The 16,828-nt window shown below is 52.4% G+C and carries 12 protein-coding genes and 2 CRISPR repeat arrays; of the genes, 9 read left to right on the top strand and 3 right to left on the bottom strand.

The features are described from left to right. Positions 1-5 precede the first annotated feature (5 nt). Genes cmr1 through cas2 form a run of 8 tightly spaced genes read left to right on the top strand, consistent with a single transcriptional unit; the run spans position 6 to position 9,302 of the window. On the top strand, positions 6-1,274 hold the full coding sequence (gene cmr1, locus CS910_RS10020) for a type III-B CRISPR module RAMP protein Cmr1 (protein WP_099211687.1): 1,269 nt from the start codon (positions 6-8) through the stop codon (positions 1,272-1,274). Then, on the top strand, positions 1,271-4,171 hold the full coding sequence (cas10, locus tag CS910_RS10015; protein WP_099211685.1) for a type III-B CRISPR-associated protein Cas10/Cmr2: 2,901 nt from the start codon (positions 1,271-1,273) through the stop codon (positions 4,169-4,171). The genes cmr1 and cas10 overlap by 4 nt, the downstream gene beginning before the upstream one ends. After that, positions 4,168-5,205 carry a type III-B CRISPR module-associated protein Cmr3 gene (gene cmr3, locus CS910_RS10010; RefSeq protein WP_099211683.1) on the top strand — a complete coding sequence of 346 codons (1,038 nt, stop codon included), beginning with the start codon at positions 4,168-4,170 and terminating at the stop codon, positions 5,203-5,205. The genes cas10 and cmr3 overlap by 4 nt, the downstream gene beginning before the upstream one ends. Next, entirely contained in the window at positions 5,205-6,647 is a 1,443-nt protein-coding gene (gene csx1, locus CS910_RS10005; protein WP_099211681.1) for a CRISPR-associated CARF protein Csx1, read from the top strand. Before cmr3 ends, csx1 begins: the two co-directional genes overlap by 1 nt. Beyond that, positions 6,647-7,513 carry a type III-B CRISPR module RAMP protein Cmr4 gene (gene cmr4 / locus CS910_RS10000; RefSeq protein WP_099211679.1) on the top strand — a complete coding sequence of 289 codons (867 nt, stop codon included), beginning with the start codon at positions 6,647-6,649 and terminating at the stop codon, positions 7,511-7,513. The genes csx1 and cmr4 overlap by 1 nt, the downstream gene beginning before the upstream one ends. A gap of 10 nt (positions 7,514-7,523) precedes the next feature. Further along, positions 7,524-7,961 carry a type III-B CRISPR module-associated protein Cmr5 gene (gene cmr5 / locus CS910_RS09995; protein ID WP_099211677.1) on the top strand — a complete coding sequence of 146 codons (438 nt, stop codon included), beginning with the start codon at positions 7,524-7,526 and terminating at the stop codon, positions 7,959-7,961. A gap of 5 nt (positions 7,962-7,966) precedes the next feature. Next, on the top strand, positions 7,967-9,010 hold the full coding sequence (cmr6, locus tag CS910_RS09990) for a type III-B CRISPR module RAMP protein Cmr6 (RefSeq protein ID WP_223211980.1): 1,044 nt from the start codon (positions 7,967-7,969) through the stop codon (positions 9,008-9,010). 25 nt (positions 9,011-9,035) lie between these two features. Then, the gene (gene cas2 / locus CS910_RS09985; RefSeq protein ID WP_099211675.1) at positions 9,036-9,302 is read left to right on the top strand and encodes a CRISPR-associated endonuclease Cas2; all 267 of its coding nucleotides are present in this window, start codon (positions 9,036-9,038) and stop codon (positions 9,300-9,302) included. A gap of 665 nt (positions 9,303-9,967) precedes the next feature. Beyond that, a CRISPR array of direct repeats spans positions 9,968-10,455; the repeat unit is 28 nt; unit sequence GTTTCCGAACCTCTAGAAGAGTGGAAAC. Positions 10,456-10,513: 58 nt separating this feature from the next. Here the strand turns inward: cas2 and cas1 are convergent. From cas1 to CS910_RS09970, 3 genes are all read right to left on the bottom strand, one after another. After that, a complete protein-coding gene (cas1, locus tag CS910_RS09980; RefSeq protein ID WP_223211957.1) occupies positions 10,514-11,473 on the bottom strand; it encodes a CRISPR-associated endonuclease Cas1 in 960 nt (319 codons plus the stop codon). Between the two features lie 185 nt (positions 11,474-11,658). Next, entirely contained in the window at positions 11,659-12,771 is a 1,113-nt protein-coding gene (locus tag CS910_RS09975) for a hypothetical protein (protein WP_099211671.1), read from the bottom strand. Continuing rightward, complete coding sequence (locus CS910_RS09970) at positions 12,772-14,064, bottom strand: hypothetical protein (RefSeq protein ID WP_145955409.1); 1,293 nt, start codon at positions 14,062-14,064, stop codon at positions 12,772-12,774. Positions 14,065-14,215: 151 nt separating this feature from the next. After that, a CRISPR array of direct repeats spans positions 14,216-15,111; the repeat unit is 28 nt; unit sequence GTTTCCACTCTTCTAGAGGTTCGGAAAC. A gap of 778 nt (positions 15,112-15,889) precedes the next feature. Here CS910_RS09970 and cas6 point away from each other — a divergent pair. After that, the gene (gene cas6, locus CS910_RS09965) at positions 15,890-16,633 is read left to right on the top strand and encodes a CRISPR-associated endoribonuclease Cas6 (RefSeq protein WP_099211666.1); all 744 of its coding nucleotides are present in this window, start codon (positions 15,890-15,892) and stop codon (positions 16,631-16,633) included. Positions 16,634-16,828: the final 195 nt, after the last annotated feature.

Raw genomic sequence — 16,828 nt, 5'->3', positions numbered from 1 at the left:
CTCGTATGTACGAAGCCACATTTGAGCTTGAAACTATAACTCCTCTTTTTATGCGTGGTGCAGACCAGAGAAAAGCTGAATTTCGCTCCGCAAGCATCAAAGGCGTCATGCGCTGGTGGTTCAGGGCTTTAGCCGGGAGCTACTTTGGAAACAACATTGCAAAGCTTAGGGAAGCCGAGTGCAGGGTCTTCGGGTGCGCTGGAGGTGGCGGGACGAGGAGGAGCGCAGTGATCGTTGAGGTGGAACCCGTTGAGTCTAATGGTGAGTACTCCCCGAAGAACGAGTATGAGAGTTACTTCTGGTTCTCTCAAACGGGCCGTAATTCACGGGGTGCCGTTCTCCCCGGACTTACCCTCACCATTACGTTGGAGGGTCGCGATGAGGATTCACTGAAACTTGCTGTCCTCTCCCTGTGGACTGCTCTACACCTCGGTGGGTTCGGTTCTAGGTCGAGGAAGTTTGGGGGTTCGCTGTTCCCCAAAAAGGAACCAGGAGGAGACGTGAACCTTGATATATCCTTTGTTCCGGGGCAGGACGTTGAGGAATTCTACAAGGGGGTGTTCGAGGGGGAAAGAAACATCACGTCAGAGTTCTCCAAGATACTGAGGGATATGGGCTTCAAGCCGGGACCCCGATACGGGAGGTTACCCGAGTACCCGGTACTCAATCGAGAGCACTCACTGATCGTAGTTGGCGACCCTAAGGGGGACGTCAGCGAGGCCATAAAAGACGTTGGTGAATGGTACCTCGGAACTGTGGGGAAGGGAGGTAAGTTCGAGGGAGGCTTCAGGTTCAAGTACGCCAACAGGAGGATTCCCCACAAGATTCATGAAAAGTACCAGCAGGGGGAGGAGAGAATCGGGAGCATAGATGTAGCTCCCGAGAGGAGGCCTTTCTTAGGCTTGCCAATCCCGTTCTACAAGTCGTTTGGGACGGAATCCGTTAAATTCACAGTTGACCATTGGAATGCCGATAGAAGGGCATCCTGTTTACTGTTCACGGTAAACGCCGTGAAAAGCCAGAACGCCACTGAATACTACCCAGTGATAACCCTCTTCAGGTACAAGTTCTTGCCGGGTTACGAGGGCCCAGTGAGGTACAGAGGGGGAGTGTACAAGGGAAGGGAGAAAGTTGCCAACGCCGCGGGAGCCCTCTTTATCATCGAGAGGGGGCAGGATGGTGAAGTTGAATACCTGAAGTACTTGAGAGAGCTCTCCTTATCTCTCTCCACTAAGTTTACCCCCGTTTACGGCTCCGAGGAGGTGTTCCAATGAACCCGTGGGAATCTTACACTTGGGCCCTTCTTGAGGTTGCCCCGTCGAGAATTCTCGCTTCCCTGCTCGGGGAGTACGAACTTCCAGAAAGGTGGAAGCATCTGTCGAGTTTTCCTGTTACAGGGAAGTTTACTCTTGAAAAGTTCGTCCTCAAGCACCCGATAAGCGCGAAGGAGAAACCTCTCAAAAAGCTCAGCAGTTTCTGGTTCAATTCAACTGACGAGGAAAAGCTGAAGTTCATAGATGCACTGAGAAAAGCTGAAGAGAGCGTTGCAAGGAAACTCAAAGACTCTGGGTCTGTGGAGAAGTTCGCCAAGCTCTGGAACAATCTGCCGGAACTCTTGCGGGAGGAGTACGAAAAGGCTCTTGAGGGGATTGGACTGAGCCCGGCAATCGCGGGAGAACTCGTTCACTTCCCTGCGGACCCCTACGTGCCAGACCACGACTGGCTCAGCAGACTTGACGTTTACGCTCAGCTAAAAAACGGAAAAGTTAAACTCCTTCGCTTCAAGATTTCTCCGGTTCAGGGGTTCATTGGCAACGCGAGGACCGAGAAGGATTTGTGGGCTGGAAGCCACATGCTCGGCCTCCTTACTTACACCGCGATATCGGAAATTTGGAAGCTCTATGGTCCAAACGCCTTGATATTCCCACACCTCCGCGGCCAACCCTTCTTCGAGCATGAGTTGGGGGAGATTGAAGACCCAGATAAACTCGACGTGGCGAACATACCCAACAAAGTCCTTGCCCTAATTCCTGAGGATGCCAACGTCGATTCGCTCTCAAGTAATATCAGAGCCAAAATCCAAGACCTGTTGGAGAGACTGTTCCGCTCTGCGTGGGAATTCTACGGTTTAGGGGCCGTTTTGAACCTAAGGAAGGAGTACGTGAAAACTATCAGGGAGTACTTCTCGATAACGGTTGAGACAGTTCCCCTTACAAAACTCCCGGACGTCATTGAGAAGGGCTTGAAGGAATACCTTTTCGAGCTTCCGGATGGATTCGAAGGCGATGTTCATTATTATTCCGAGCTCTTTACGATACTCGACCAGAGAACCGATTTCAAATCGGCCCAGCACTTCCCGCCTGAACAGCCGATGGGCTTCAAGTGCACTCTGTGCGGTGAGAACTTGGCTATCGGGGGAAACGATGACCACAGTGTTGTTAAGGATAGGTGGGATTCCATCAGGGATAAACTTAGAAAAAGAGGAGTATACGACATAAAGGAGGGCGAAAGGCTCTGCCCACTCTGTCTTGCAAAGCGCTTCTACCCGAGGTTTTACTCCCTGTGGAAGGATGATTACGGCTGGCTCTCAAGGTCCCCCGAGGAGATAAACTACGAGGCCAGGGAAGAACACAGGCGGGGCTCGGTGAGGCTCAAGCGCTTCGCTTCGGTGAGTGAGGTTGCCATGAGGAGACCTACCGAGAAAGCCCTGCAACTGAAGGATAAGGGGGAACTCAACACAGATGGAAAGCCCGTTACCTGGCACGACGTCTTTCTCTACACCGTATTCCACACTGGGGCAAGGAATGAATGGAGGGGGGAGGTTGAGGAGCCGAAGTTCAAGGGCACCAAAGCAGGGGAGTTCATCAAGGGACTCATGGCCCTGTCATCTGCCTTGATGCCCACGTTCAGGAAACTCGGCCCCAACAGTGAGGTTCTCTACCCCGAAAACCTGAGGGATAAAAAAGCCCTGGCTAAGGTCTACGGTGTTCCGGAGAGTGAACTGCCTTCTGGAACCTCGCCGGAGGTTATTGCTAAGGAGCTATCCAACGTTTCTGGAATCCTCGGTGACGCTCCTAAGTACTACGCCATCCTCAAGATGGATGGGGACAACATGGGGAAGGTGATAAGTGGAAGTAAGTCCGTTAAGCCACTTACTGATTATCTGGCCGTGAAAGGACTTGAGAGTGACGTTAAGAGGCCAGTAACTCCAACGGTGCACATAGCCATAACCCGCTCCCTCAGCGAGTTTGCCGTCAATTTCGTACCAAAACTCTCCGAAGAGCACGGAGGGGAGCTCCTTTATGCGGGTGGTGATGACGTTTTTGCCATAGTGCCGACTGATAGGGTCTTCAGTCTGGCGTTTGAGATACAGGATTCCTTCCGTGAGGACTGGAAGGATTTCAGTTACCTCCAGGGTAAAACTAGGAGCATGAGTGCGGGAGTGCTAATACTCCACTACAAGGAGCCGTTTTATCTCGCTGTGAGACGTGTTAACGAGTTAGAGCATCTAGCCAAGGAATCTGGAAGGAACGCTATCGCAATAGGCTACCTCAAGCACAGCGGCTCTTATCACAGGGTTGTACTCAACTGGAGGGCGCTTGAAGATGGGCACTACGCGGACTTTCTTGAAGGTGTGAGAAATGGCAAAATCAGTACCAAGTTTATCTACGAGTTGAACACTGAAACCTGGCCAAACGATGCCTACGCGGCTTTAATGCTCTTGAAGTACGAGTTTCTGAGGCACTCCAACTACAAGAAAGGTGAAGATGCCAAAAGGCTAGAGCACTTCGCCGAACTCCTATGGTTGGTGAGGAACGTTAGGAGCGAGATAACGGCCAATGAACTTGAGGAACTGGGAGTTACCCAAAACAAAGACGTCGTCGGGAGAATCAATGAGACGATACGTGAGGTTGTAGTGGACGACCCTGAGAATGAAGAGCCCAGCGATTCGTTTGAGGACGTTAAGGGGCTGGCAAAGGCTATTTTAACCAACGTGGAAACTGAAAGGGTTACCTGGTTTGAGGAGCTTAGGAAAAGGCTATCCTCAACGCTTCAGGCTCTCAACCTGCCGGACGTTTCGGCAGAGATAGCGGGTATTATCGTTAAAAAACAGATTAAAGGGGCGTCCAGGCTACTCAAGATTTTCCTGGAAACGGGGGTGAGAGCATGATTGAGATTTACCCCAACGACGTTCTTCTCTTTAGGGAGAGTCGGGACTTCTCCGCCGGGGAGGGTCACGTAGCCGTTACCACCGAACCGCTTCCCCACACGATAGCGGGGGCTCTCATGGCGGTCGCCTTTGAAAGTGGGGCCTTTGCTATTTTGAACCTTGAGGGGAGCAATGATGAGGTGAGAAAACCAGAGAACTGGAGGCCGGGGTTTTCAATACTCGGAACGTTCTTCGCCCTTAACGGCTCTCCGGTCTTTTCGCTCCCAAAGGACGTGGTGTCGGTTAAAGGTGAGGACGGGATTGAGCACCTCGTTCCAGTAGAACCGGCTGAAACCCCCGTTGGGGAGGTCGTCGTTGCACCCGTATCGGATGAAACCAGAACGCTCCATTTCAAACCTGCAAGGTGTTTCGTCTCTGCAAGTGAGCTCTCCAGGTACCTTGCTGGAAAACTGAGAGAGTTCACGGAAATTGACGTGGGGAGAGTTTACACCCTAGAGGAACGCATTGGCATAGGCCTCACCGAAGGGAAGGTCACCGAGGAGGGGTTACTGTACCGCACTTTGAACCTCAGGATGAGCAAGGAAGCGAGCATTCAGGTTTACTTTGAGGAAAACGAGGAGGGTCTAATCAGTGCAATTGGGAAAGAGGGACTCATCAAGCTCGGTGGTGAATCGAGGTTCGCGAGGTTCGTTCACGTTGAGAGGGATTTTCCATTCTCGGGAACGCTTCACGTTGAAAAGGGCTCCATGATGAGACTTTACTTCGCCACTCCGTTGATACCCAACGGCTCTCTGGAGTCCCTGCTAAGGGAGATGGGGATTAACGCCGATGTCGTGCGGGTGTTTACGGATAGGAAGGTTCGCGTTACCGGATGGGATATGATGGCGAAGATGCCCAAGGCAACGCTCTACGCATATCCCGCTGGAACGGTGGTGTGGCTCAGGGCTATTGAGGACCTTGAGGTTGAGAGGGTGCAAAAGGCTGGACTCATGAGGGAGTTCGGGTATGGGTTAACCATTGCGGGGGAGTTTTGATGGAGCGGGTCCTCGTGGCTACCTGGGGGAATCCATTCCAGTGGGAGGAGGTCAGATACAGTGTTGACTGCTCGCAGTTGGGAGCCAAAGATTGTGAGAACGTCGATGGGGAGCGGGGCAACGTTAGCACGCTACCTGTCTTGCTGAAGGCACTTAAGCCACGTAAAACAATAATCCTCGTCCTGGACACGCTTGTCAACCTAACGTTGAAAAACGACGTTAAGCCCAATGAACTGAACTCCTATGAGGACGTTGTTGGGGACATTGAGGAGAGGGTTAGGTGGTTCATTGAGAACCGGGTTAAGCCGCTCATGGAAGAGAAGGACCGGGGACTCCTTGACAGTGTAAAAATCGTAGTTTTGCCTGGTGTGGGGGAGTTCAACAACGTGAGCGTCGAGGGGGACGTCCTCGACTTCTATTCCAGTGTCCTCAGGGTTCTCGCCGAGGAGTTGCCTACTGGAGACACTGAGGTGTTCCTCGACCTAACGCACGGCATAAACTTCATGCCCGTCCTGACTTACAGGGCCCTCAAGAACCTCCTCGGTCTCTTAGCTTACGTTAGAAAGACGAAGCTCTACGTAGTAAATTCCGAGCCGTTCCCGCAGGGAGATAGAGAGTGGAAGGAGAAGATTCTCAAAAACCTCGTGCTCCACATAAGGCCCGTTGAGACAGTTGAGATAATGCCAAAGCCCCTTTATTCCACCGTGTCGGATAAGCCCGAATGGAGCGCCTTCATAAGCTCCGTGACGAACGGCTTTCCTCTGGCGTTTGCGACGTTCTACCCCGATGTGAACAAGGTAAAGAAGTACGTTGACAATGCGTTTTCGAAGTTTCTGGAGGAAATTGACATTGAGGTAAAAAACGATAAGGCTAAGGTGAAAAAGGCACATATAAAAAGAAAAACGGCCTTAAGCGAGGACTTCAGGACGGCGGTAAAGCTCTACTACATGCTCAGGGTCTTCAAGGGAGTGCTAGATGGCGAGTATCCGAAGAAAAGCGTTACCCTCGACGACCTGTTCCGGATAACGAGAACGCTCTTCGTGAACATGCCCAGGATTGGCATAGTTGTCGAGGACCAGCTGTGTAACTTGAAAAGGCTACAGGAAAAGGTGAACTTTGAGCTTAAGAAAAGGGGTAGGAGCATGATTAGAAAAGAGGTCAGGAGAAAGCTTGAGAATGGTGGAATTTCCCTAGCGGAGCTCTACGACGGGGTAAAGTTCCGTTATAGCTCTGGGGGCAGGAGCCACAACCCCAAGCTAAAGGTCAGGAATTTCATAGCCCACTCGGGCTTCGAGTTCAACCTGACCCGGGTTAAGGTCGAGGACGTTATAAGGGGAAGTAATGTGGAGAAGGTTTTCGTTTTCTCTTACTCGGACCCTGAAGCTGTTATGCGGCTCTCAATAGAAGCGCTGAGTTACAGGGACGAGGAGGTGACTTGTTGATGTATGCGGAAAAACTCGTTTTGGGAATATACGCGGTTTCGCCCGTCCACGCGGGTAGCGGCTCTGAGGTTAGCGTAATAGACCTCCCCATTCAGAGGGAGCGCCACACGGGCTTTCCGGTTGTATGGGGCCAGAGCCTCAAAGGAGTCCTGAGGCATGCGTTTGAAAAGGCGGGGAAGGATAAGGGCATAGTGCGTTCGATATTCGGCCCGGACACGGATAAGGCCCACGAGCACGCGGGGGCGATAGCGGTTGGAGACGCAAGGGTCCTGCTCTTCCCGGTCAGGAGTGCTAGGGGGGTCTTCGCCTACGTTACCAGCCCCTTCGTGCTTGAGAGATTCAAACGTGATATGGAGCTTGCCGGGAAATCAGTGGGCTTTAACCCGAAGGAACTAGTACCCGGTGAAGGAAGGGCCATCGTCGATGTTTCCAGTGTCCTGAAGCTTAAGGATTCCGTGGTCTTTGAAGAGGTTGCGCTCAAGGCTGAACCAAGGGACCTGAGCAAAGTTGTTGGTGCAATAGAACCCCTCCTTCCCGGGGACGTTGATGTGAAGAAGAGGCTCGCGATAGTTCCCGACGATGTCTTCTCGGCCTTCGTCAGATTCTCGACGGAGGTGGTTGCGAGGGTCGCGATAGACGCGGGGACGGGAACCGTCAAGAGGGGTGGCCTCTGGTACGAGGAGTTCCTTCCGAGCGAGACGTTGTTGTACTCGGTCATAGCCGTGGGCAAGCCTAAGGGGGGAACGCTCAGTAGCGCGGAGGAGGTTTCAACTGAGCTCAGGAACTTCATTGAATCGGCCGGCTATCTCCAGATTGGTGGGGACGAAACCGTTGGAAAAGGATTCGTCCTGGCGAAACTCGTCTGAGGTGGTGAAGATGGACTTCAGAACCCTGGAGCAGGAGAGGGCAAAGTTCGCCTACGAGAAGGTCAGTGAAGTCAGGAGAGAGGACGAGGACACCCAGGGACGCTACGTCTCCTACGTCAAGAGTGCTCCCGTGTTAATCCTCACCAACGGCCTCGGACAGGCGCTCGCGTTCTACCTGTCCAAGCTTGACAAGCCGATAAACGTTGACTACAAAGCCATAAACCCCAAAGGGTTTCCAAAGGGCGACAAGATGGCGTACGCCTACCTTTACAGGCACATAGCGGAGTGGCTCGCCAAGAGGGTGACCAACGGCGAGGACCCGCTTAAGTACTACATGGAGCATGACGGAATGAGCGCGATAAGGCTGACCGACGAGACGATAGCGCTCCTCAGCTGGCTCAAGCGCTTCGCCGACGCAATGCTGAGGAAGGAAAAGGAGCAGCGGTGAGTGAAATGAGGCCCGGAGGTGGACACGGGAACCGCCCGCCCAGGAAGTACAAGCGGAGGAGTAAAAACGCCGAGCCACCGAGGTACGTGGTGCCAAAGGACAGCATAACCGCGATTAGGAATCCAATAGAGAATGTCAGCAACCTATCCCTTTTGCTCCAGAAGTACGCACCGTTTGTGAGGGAGAAGGGGGCATACAAGGCAACGGTGTCCATGCTGAAGAGGCTCAACTTCAAGCCGTCCCTTGAGAACGTCATCGAGGACTACGCGGTTTACCTCGACACCTATCTTAGGGTCGTGGCGAAGGCAGGGAGAACCTTCGTGCTTGAAACGAGGTCGAGGCTTGTGGCTGGCCTCGGCGACGAGAGCGTCTATGAAACCAGTATAAGGCTCCTGAGGAACTATGGCGTTCCGTACATACCGGGCTCAGCCCTGAAGGGAGTAACCAAAGCCTGGGCAGTGGAGATGATGACGGAACTCCTCGGCGGGGCCGATGGTTTTAAAGGGGACTCCTTTGAGAGGGCCAAGGAAGTTCAAGGACTGCTCAACGCGGGGGAAACCGAAAAGTTTCCGGAGGCGGTGGGGCTAATAAACCCCTCGAGACACCTCGTGGAATTCCTGAATGCACTCGGAGTTGAGGCCAAACCCGGCTCAGTCGTTAACGCCCGCGAGCTTGCAGAGCGCCTGGTGAGAATCTTCGGGACAACAACGGAAGGAGGCTCGGCCGTCTTCTTCGACGCCCTGCCGAGCCCGGTGAAGGCTCCGACGGACAGAGAGAAGCTCATCTCGCAGCTCAGGGGCAAGCTTAAGGACGCCATAGAGTTCGATATAATGAACCCCCACTACGGTCCCTACTACCAGAAGGGCGAAGCACCCGGGGACTGGCACAGTCCTGTGCCGGTTCTCTTCCTGACCGTGAGGAAAGGCGTTCCCTTCGTCTTCGCGGTCGGAGGGGATGAAAGGGGCGTCGCGGAGAAACTCCTGCGCCTTGCCCTGAGACATCACGGCGTGGGTGCGAAGACCAGTCTGGGATACGGGAGGTTCCACTGATCTCTTTTTTCCCTTGGTGGTGGCCATGAGGTACTACATCGTCGTCTACGACGTGAACGAGAAGCGCGTTAAAAAGGTGCACGACGTACTCAGACAGTACCTCCAGTGGAGGCAGAGAAGCGTCTTCGAGGGATGGCTTGGACGGAATGAAGTGGCGGAGCTGAAGAGGAAGCTGTCCCGGGTCATAAAAGAGGAGGAAGACAGCGTGCTCTTCTACTCCCTGCCTGACGACAAATGCTTCACAACTTTCCACCTAGGAAAACCAGCGGAGGAATTCGATAACGTAATTTGAGCCGGTGAGCTGGCCTCTGTTGGTGGTTGGGCGTTTTGAGTTTGGGTTTTAGTTCAGTACTCCTTGGAGGTTTTTGTTTTTTCAGTTGTGTTCATTGTGGGTGGGCGGTTCTCGTGGTTTTTAAGACGGAATGGAGGGTTTACACGGCTTGCGGATGGTTGAATGGGGGTGGATTCGTCTTGAAGAGCAGTTTAAAGCCCTTAAACGGGGTATTTGGTTTTTACGTTACATAAGAGTGTTAGCATGTACATGTTTTGCAAAAGAGTTAGGATATTCGTTTGAATGCTTGAAGAAGGGCGTAACGGTCGATTTGAGGCTTAAAAGTTAGTATGTGCTGGTTTTTGAGTTGGGTGTTTTCGGGGGGTTCTGACGGGTTTCTTTTAGCTGATGGTGGGTTTTCTGGCCTTTGCGGTGGGTTAAAAATTCTGTAAGAGGCTTTGTTTTTAGTTTCGAGTTTTGTAGTCTTTTGGTTGGGCTGGTTATTGCTTGTGATTCTTCTGTTGGCTTTTTCGGGTTTTTTGGTTGGTTACTTTGCCTTTTTACTATTGTTAGTGGTTTGAGGGGAGTGGTGTGGTTTTTGTTTTTTAGGAGCTTTTCCAGGCGAAAAATTTATATAAGACTTCCTGATTAAGGTTTGTTGTTGGAATGAAGGGAATTTCCGGACCGTTTCCGAACCTCTAGAAGAGTGGAAACTAAGAGGTTTTCGTTTTGTGTTGAGGGGCGGTTTATGGAGAGAGGTATGAGTTTCCGAACCTCTAGAAGAGTGGAAACTACCCTGTGGGGTCTCCAGAATGAGACCCCCGTTCTTTATGGCCGTTTCCGAACCTCTAGAAGAGTGGAAACACTGGTGAAAGGGCGTGAATAAGTGGATTGACAAGATAGTTCAATACGTTCCAGGTTTCCGAACCTCTAGAAGAGTGGAAACAAGTGCACAAAAGAATAACTATTATGGTGGTAGTGATGAATTTGGAGTTTCCGAACCTCTAGAAGAGTGGAAACAGAGCTCCTCGTTGCCGATGATGTACCTTCCTCCCTTGATGGTGATGACAGGGTTTCCGAACCTCTAGAAGAGTGGAAACCTGACACTTGGATTTTTCTTCCTGAACTTCTCCAGAAATATGTCAAGTTTCCGAACCTCTAGAAGAGTGGAAACTGAAAAAATGTAACCGGTCTGAAGCCGGGCCAGAGGCGTGCTCATCAATTTCCGGGGCCTACCACCACGGCCTGAAGGGCCTGTAGGTTTCCTCGCCGAGGACGTGCTTCTTGAGCCTTCTCGCCTCCATGTCGAGCATGGAGCGGTAGCTCACATTCCTCTTCCACCTCCCATAGTAAACCGTCGTCATGAGCGTGGCAGTCAGCTCGCCGAGGAGCAACCTTTTCCCCTCCCTGCTCAGGTAAACGGCTTTTCCCTTCCTCGAGAAGTGTCCCTTTCTGAGCTTTCCTCCGGTGTAGAGCCTGTGAATCGTCGTAAAGACGTAGAGCGGCTTGAAGATGTCGGCTAAGTCCAGTGGAAGCGAGTGTCTCCTGTCGTTAACCGCGTGGAGGTAGCCTATCGCGGGGTCAAGACCGGCTTTTATGGCCGAAGAAAATGCCAATCCATATGTCACGGCGTTGGCGTAGCTTATCAGCGCGTTCACCTCGTCCTCTGGAGGCCGTCTAGTTCTCCTGAAACCGTCGAGACCTATGGCTTCCCCAAAGTAGCGGTAGAAGTTGCTCCAGAGCTCGGCTTCTTTCCCCATGATTTCATCGACGGTTTTTCCATCAACTCTGATGGAGTTGAGCTTCACCGGGTTAATACCCCACCCGGCCAGAACGAATGCCATGACGTTCTGTATCCCTTCAACGATTGCTTTGGCCAGGAAAAGCCTCTTCTCAGGAATTAGGTGGTGCTCGGCCTGTGCCAGGTGAAGCTTTCCCCTCGGCGAGGCGTCGTTTATTAGGGAGCCCCTGTAATCGCCCCTGGTTGTGTAGAAATGGACAGGAATCCTCCTCTCGCTGAGGAGCTCTATGGCCCCGCTCGTCAGAGAAACGCGGGCTAGGCAGTGGATTTCGCTTACTTGGGCCAGGGGGACCGGCCTCTTGGCGAGCTGGCCGGTAAAGACGAGGGCTCCTTTCTCCCTCTCGAGCTTTCCGTGCTGGGTTATGAACAGGGGCTTTTTCACGATGGCCACCCTCGTTAATCACGAACGTGAATTAAAACGTTTTTCGGCGAATTGGACCTTATGAAGTCCTCGATGTGAGCAACCATTCAAGGTCGTTTCTTGTCCTTTAGAGGATTGTCAACTTAGGAATAGGAATCATTTGCACTGAGTCTTTTACACAGGCCTTAAATGGGGAGTGCAAAAGTCAGGAACCGTTAATTTCCGTACTCAAACGCATCCCTGAGCTCCTCAAGGATGTCCTCAACCGTGAATATGTCCAGGTTCACTTTCTTGAGTAGCTTTTCTGGCTCCCTGCCGTAGACGTTCTGCCTCAGGTACTCGGCCTGACAGTCCCGCCTTATCGCGGTCAGCGCCATCGCAACGCTAACCAGCGTTTTTCCGCCGGTAAGGTCGAACGTCAGCTCCTCACTCTCACGCTTTATTATTTCATCAGTTAGACTTCTTATCACTTCCCTGCACTTGTCCACGTCGTCGAAGTCACCCGCCACCGCGAGCTTAAACGTCACATCCTTTCCGGTTAGCTCCTCGGCGGTTCCGTCGGTCCATTCAACGGTGATGCCCCTCCCCGTGCACTCGGAGAGCTTTACGAGCAGTAGCCTGACCAGGTCCCTGAAGTCGTGGCCTTCGGGACTTATCCCTTTCGAGGTCAGGTACGTTCTGACGTATTCCCTTTCGCCCTCATTCTTGAACCTGTAGCCCATCTCCGAGCTGGAAACCAGAAGGTAAACGCGTTCGAGCCTTTCGAGGTGGTACTTCACCGCCACGAAGAGGGGGGCCACGTTGGGGGGCTTTCCCCCACCCCCCGCCAGGGCGGGGGAGTTCGTGAAAAGTTCGTTGCAGTTCGCCCCGGTCACGGAGCTGGGGCTCCAGCTCGGCCAGCTCAGGGCGAAGACGAGGTACTTGGTCTTCCTAAGGCCCTCCTCTTTCCTCTCCTCTGGAACGGCCACCCAGTATGTCAGGAGTAGTATTGAGAGCAGGTAGGCGAGGTTCCAGCTTGCCCAGTAGAGGGAGCCCGACTCTATGGCGTCGGGAAGCCACTGGGTCAGAACCGCCGCTAGGAGGATGAAGACGAATATTCCAAACAGGGACTTCACGTTCCCTATTATCAGGTTTATGAAGTAGGCGTGGACGAAGGCTGAGAGGCTGACCCTTCTTTCGCCCTTCTTGAGTTTCCTCCAGAAGAGCAAAGCGGACAGCAGAAGGACGAGGACAACAGCCACGAGCCTCCACTTGGAAAGCTGGTTCGTGAACTGGAAGGAAATCGGGATGAGTAGGAGGAGCGTCGCGAGGAGCACCTTCTTATCCATTCACCTCCCTCCGTAGGCCCTTTCAAAGTATTTTTGCAGTTCGTTGGCAATATCCTCAAAGCTGAACACGCTTATCGGAATCTCCTCTACCATTCCTGCTATGGGGCACTTATCCACGAGCTCCTCGGGTGGGTTGATGCCGTTGGACTTGAGCTTTTTCCTGGCTTCTTCAACGCCAACGGTACCCTGCGGGAGGGCCACGTAGCCGGCTCGGTAGTCGCCTTTAATGGCCTCAAGGATTATGGCGGCGCTCACGACGGCGGTCCCTCCCGTTATATCGAAGAGAACCTTTGAACTGTTTTTGTCTTCAATTTTAGAAAACGCCCGGTTTATCCTTCTCTTTATCTCGTGAAGGTTGTTGGCCTTCCCTATCCTAACGAACCGCACGGTTAGGCCGTTTTTTCCATCGTTAGGTAAGTCTATCCCAACGTCGTCATCTTCAAGGTCATCCCATTTGATGTCCCAGTCAAATCCACCGCAGTTGAACGTCTTTGATTTCGTTAGTTCCGCGCCGGTTTTGATGCAATTCGACCAACAGAACCTGCACGTCTCAATGACCTTCACGAGAGCCCTGATGTACTCCCTCCCCTCCTCGGTTTTCAGCCCGGGAAAACTCCTGGCACCGTTATAAACCGTGTCCGTAACGAGGAAGACGACGGTACGTATTGTTGGGTGCCTTGCAAGGTGCGCCAGTAGGGGAACCACGATGTTCCTCGTCCCCTCGTTCCTGCAGAGCTTCTCACACACGCGGGGGTCTTTTTGCGGGTCAAGGTCCTCTGGCGTCCAGTTTGGAATACTCAGGGGAAACACAAGAACCTCGACATCAGAGCCCTTCCTCTCCGGCGGACCATAGACCCACGCCGTGAAGAAAACCGACGAGAGGAAGTACAGCACAGATGCGAGGATAAACGGCACGTTGCCGTTCTCGAAACCATCCGGGAGCCAAGCCGTTAGTGTAACGGCGAAGAGAACGAAGATGTAGAGGCCGTAGATTGAGCGGAGGGCCTCACCTACGAAGTACCGGAGGAGGAAGAAGCGAAGGAAGTCGAGGAGTTTGGGCTCATCCCCCTTTTCATTATTCCGTCCCATGGATTTCCCGCACAGGCCCCAGCCCGCCCCCAACGCGAGGGCCACGGAGAGAAGGAACAGGAGCGTGGTGACTCCAAGGAAGGGCATGTAGTCGCCCGAGTAAACGCTCTCGGCTCTTACAACTATAAGGGGAACCAACCCAAGGTTCAGGAGGAAGAAGACAACCCACTTCCTCTGGTCCTGGGACAGCCCTTCATTTGACATGGTGAGCTTTTCCACAACTCGACCTTATTAACGTTATGCAGGAGTTCCTCATTTCACAATCCAAATCAAGCCAGTTTTCTAGAGGTTCGGAAACCTCAGCAACAGTGAGAATAACACAGAACTCCCCCAGAACGCTCCACGGGAACAGCCAGTTTCCACTCTTCTAGAGGTTCGGAAACTCAAAGATTCAGTAATGGGACTCCCAGTATATGTTATGGACGAGGAGGGTAACTTCTGGGCAGTGCCAGGTTTCCACTCTTCTAGAGGTTCGGAAACTCTTTTTTCAAACCACTACCGCTTTCTTTTCTTCCGCATTTTTGCCCTACGTGCTTTTCTTCTCCGCGTTTCCACTCTTCTAGAGGTTCAGAAACAGGCGAAGGGCGCGGCCTCAATCTGGTCTGCCGCTCAAAAGGCTGCGGACCAGGTTTCCACTCTTCTAGAGGTTCGGAAACTTGATTTGCGAACTGCCGCCCGACCCGCTGGGATTGTTCCTCCCATGTTTCCACTCTTCTAGAGGTTCGGAAACTTCAGCCGCAACCCCTGTACGAGAGGTGATTTTCAATGATTCAAAGAGCGTTTCCACTCTTCTAGAGGTTCGGAAACTGTGGTGGCGGCCGTAAGAAAAGGGGCCGCCTTCGAGCGCCCCGAGGTTTCCACTCTTCTAGAGGTTCGGAAACATAATCCCACTCGATGAGCTTGTCAGGAAGTCCGAAAGCAAGTACAAGGTTTCCACTCTTCTAGAGGTTCGGAAACTGGACAATATGTAAATTCAACAGATGGAGAAATTTATTGGGTGTGTTTCCACTCTTCTAGAGGTTCGGAAACCGATGGAGATATAATCCGCATCAAAACCGATGTTGCAGAAATAGAGACGGGGTTTCCACTCTTCTAGAGGTTCGGAAACCAGTGGCTTATAGATGAATTTCCGCCCCACCCGAGGGACAAAGACGTTTCCACTCTTCTAGAGGTTCGGAAACGAATGAGATCACGGGTGCCACTATCGGGGAAAGGCTTTCGGGGTTTCCACTCTTCTAGAGGTTCGGAAACGGTCCGGAAATTCCCTTCATTCCAACAATAAACCTTAACCAGGAAGCCTTATATAAATTTTTCGCCCGGAAAACCCCCTAAAAACACCCCCGCCAAGGCCAATTTGTTACCACCGTTAGTTCTAAACATGCCAACGGACAATCCCGAGAGGCCGTAACCCGCAAAAAACCATCAAAAAGCCCGGAAAAACCCCTAAAAGCCATATAACAATTCATTTCAGCCCACACTCGCTTGTCCATCATTTTCAATCCACCGCACTCCGCGGAAAAGCCCCCAAACCCCAGAAAAGCCCCTCAAAAACCTCCATTAACACCCAACCCAAAAACCAGCGCATCTACCTCCTCTGACCCGAAAAAGCTTCAATGTACCTGTAGCTCGTTAAAACCGGCACCAAACGCCCTGGATTTCAAACACGTACATCAAATTACCATGGGAAATTATGGAAACCAGATATCCGATTTAAGAGCTCTAAAAAACCCTTCAAGGCGAATCCACCCCCATTCAACCATCCGCAAGCCGTGTAAACCCTTCATTCCGTCTTAAAAACCACGAGAACCGCCCACCCACAATGAACACAACTGAAAAACCAGAAAAATCAGGGGCTTTCAGCCGGAAAACAGGCCTACAAACCAACAACCAAACAAACCCCGCGGGCTCGCCGGTTCAACTCATGTTTAATGGGTTTGGGGCGCTTCTCGTGTGGACGGCAAAGCTTCACTCGGATGGCCGGACCAAAACCCTTAATAGTCCGAAGCCCATTACAGCTGGAGGTGTCAACATGAGGCTCCTCCTCGAGCTCGAATCCGACGAAGAGTTTCCGGACTGGGCCTTCGGAAAGCACGCGTTTCAGGCGATGATATACACCCACCTAACAGGAACGCCCTACGAGAGGGTGCACGATGGAAGGGGCTTCAAGTTCTTCTGTTTCTCTGACGTGTTCCCCAGCGGGCCGTACAAGCCGGGCGTTGTTAAGAGGCTGATAGTGAGCTCCCCAGACGATAGCTTCATAGAGGTGCTCTACGAGAGGCTCTTTCCAAACGAGAGGATTTACCTTGGAAAGCATTCCCTTAACCTGAGGTCCCTTAAAAAGCTCAAACTCCGGCCGAGGAGGGCCTTCATAACGGGCTCCCCCATCGTCCTCAATGCTCCCGAAGGAAAGGGAAGGTTCTTCACGTTCCACCACTTCAACAGCCTCGCCTACTTCGTGGATAGGCTCACCGAGAACGCCGTCGCGAAGTACTCTGCCTTTATTGGCGAACCCTTCCAGCTCGACGGTCCTTTGTTCACGAGAATGGTTCCTCGGATACGGCGGAAAGGTTGGTTCGACGTCTACGTTCGCGTTAACATTCGTGGGAGGTACTTCGATGTCCCGGGGACCAACTGGGAGTACCTTGAGGTGCCCCGTAATGGGGACCGTGACTTCTACACCTTCCTGATGGACGCGGGTTTGGGCGTTCTAAACAGCCTTGGCTTTGGCTTCATCAACCCTGTAAATGATAAGCAACGTTCCCAGCGTCGATGAACCGTGCAAAACGGCCCCTTCAGATTACTGGAACTTTGGGGTGTACTGGTTTTCACCCGGGAAATTCATAACGACCAACCCGTTGCATGTATATTGCGTCCGAACGTTGCGGGGATGCGACACGTGTTGCCGATTAGGGGGTTCCTCCCGGGCAAAAGTTTTTTATTAAACCTTTGGGTTGAATTTTCAGGGATT

This window comes from Thermococcus henrietii (assembly GCF_900198835.1).
Classification (GTDB): Archaea; Methanobacteriota_B; Thermococci; order Thermococcales; family Thermococcaceae; genus Thermococcus; species Thermococcus henrietii.
This window is presented reverse-complemented; position numbering and strand designations above follow the sequence as displayed.

Bases quoted from the DNA above. Each gene is read 5' to 3' on its own strand.
- cmr1 (WP_099211687.1), top strand. From the start codon at position 6: ATGTACGAAGCCACATTTGAGCTTGAAACTATAACTCCTCTTTTTATG.
- cas10 (WP_099211685.1), top strand. From the start codon at position 1,271: ATGAACCCGTGGGAATCTTACACTTGGGCCCTTCTTGAGGTTGCCCCG.
- cmr3 (WP_099211683.1), top strand. From the start codon at position 4,168: ATGATTGAGATTTACCCCAACGACGTTCTTCTCTTTAGGGAGAGTCGG.
- csx1 (WP_099211681.1), top strand. From the start codon at position 5,205: ATGGAGCGGGTCCTCGTGGCTACCTGGGGGAATCCATTCCAGTGGGAG.
- cmr4 (WP_099211679.1), top strand. From the start codon at position 6,647: ATGTATGCGGAAAAACTCGTTTTGGGAATATACGCGGTTTCGCCCGTC.
- cmr5 (WP_099211677.1), top strand. From the start codon at position 7,524: ATGGACTTCAGAACCCTGGAGCAGGAGAGGGCAAAGTTCGCCTACGAG.
- cmr6 (WP_223211980.1), top strand. From the start codon at position 7,967: ATGAGGCCCGGAGGTGGACACGGGAACCGCCCGCCCAGGAAGTACAAG.
- cas2 (WP_099211675.1), top strand. From the start codon at position 9,036: ATGAGGTACTACATCGTCGTCTACGACGTGAACGAGAAGCGCGTTAAA.
- CS910_RS09975 (WP_099211671.1), bottom strand. From the start codon at position 12,771: ATGGATAAGAAGGTGCTCCTCGCGACGCTCCTCCTACTCATCCCGATT.
- CS910_RS09970 (WP_145955409.1), bottom strand. From the start codon at position 14,064: ATGTCAAATGAAGGGCTGTCCCAGGACCAGAGGAAGTGGGTTGTCTTC.
- cas6 (WP_099211666.1), top strand. From the start codon at position 15,890: ATGAGGCTCCTCCTCGAGCTCGAATCCGACGAAGAGTTTCCGGACTGG.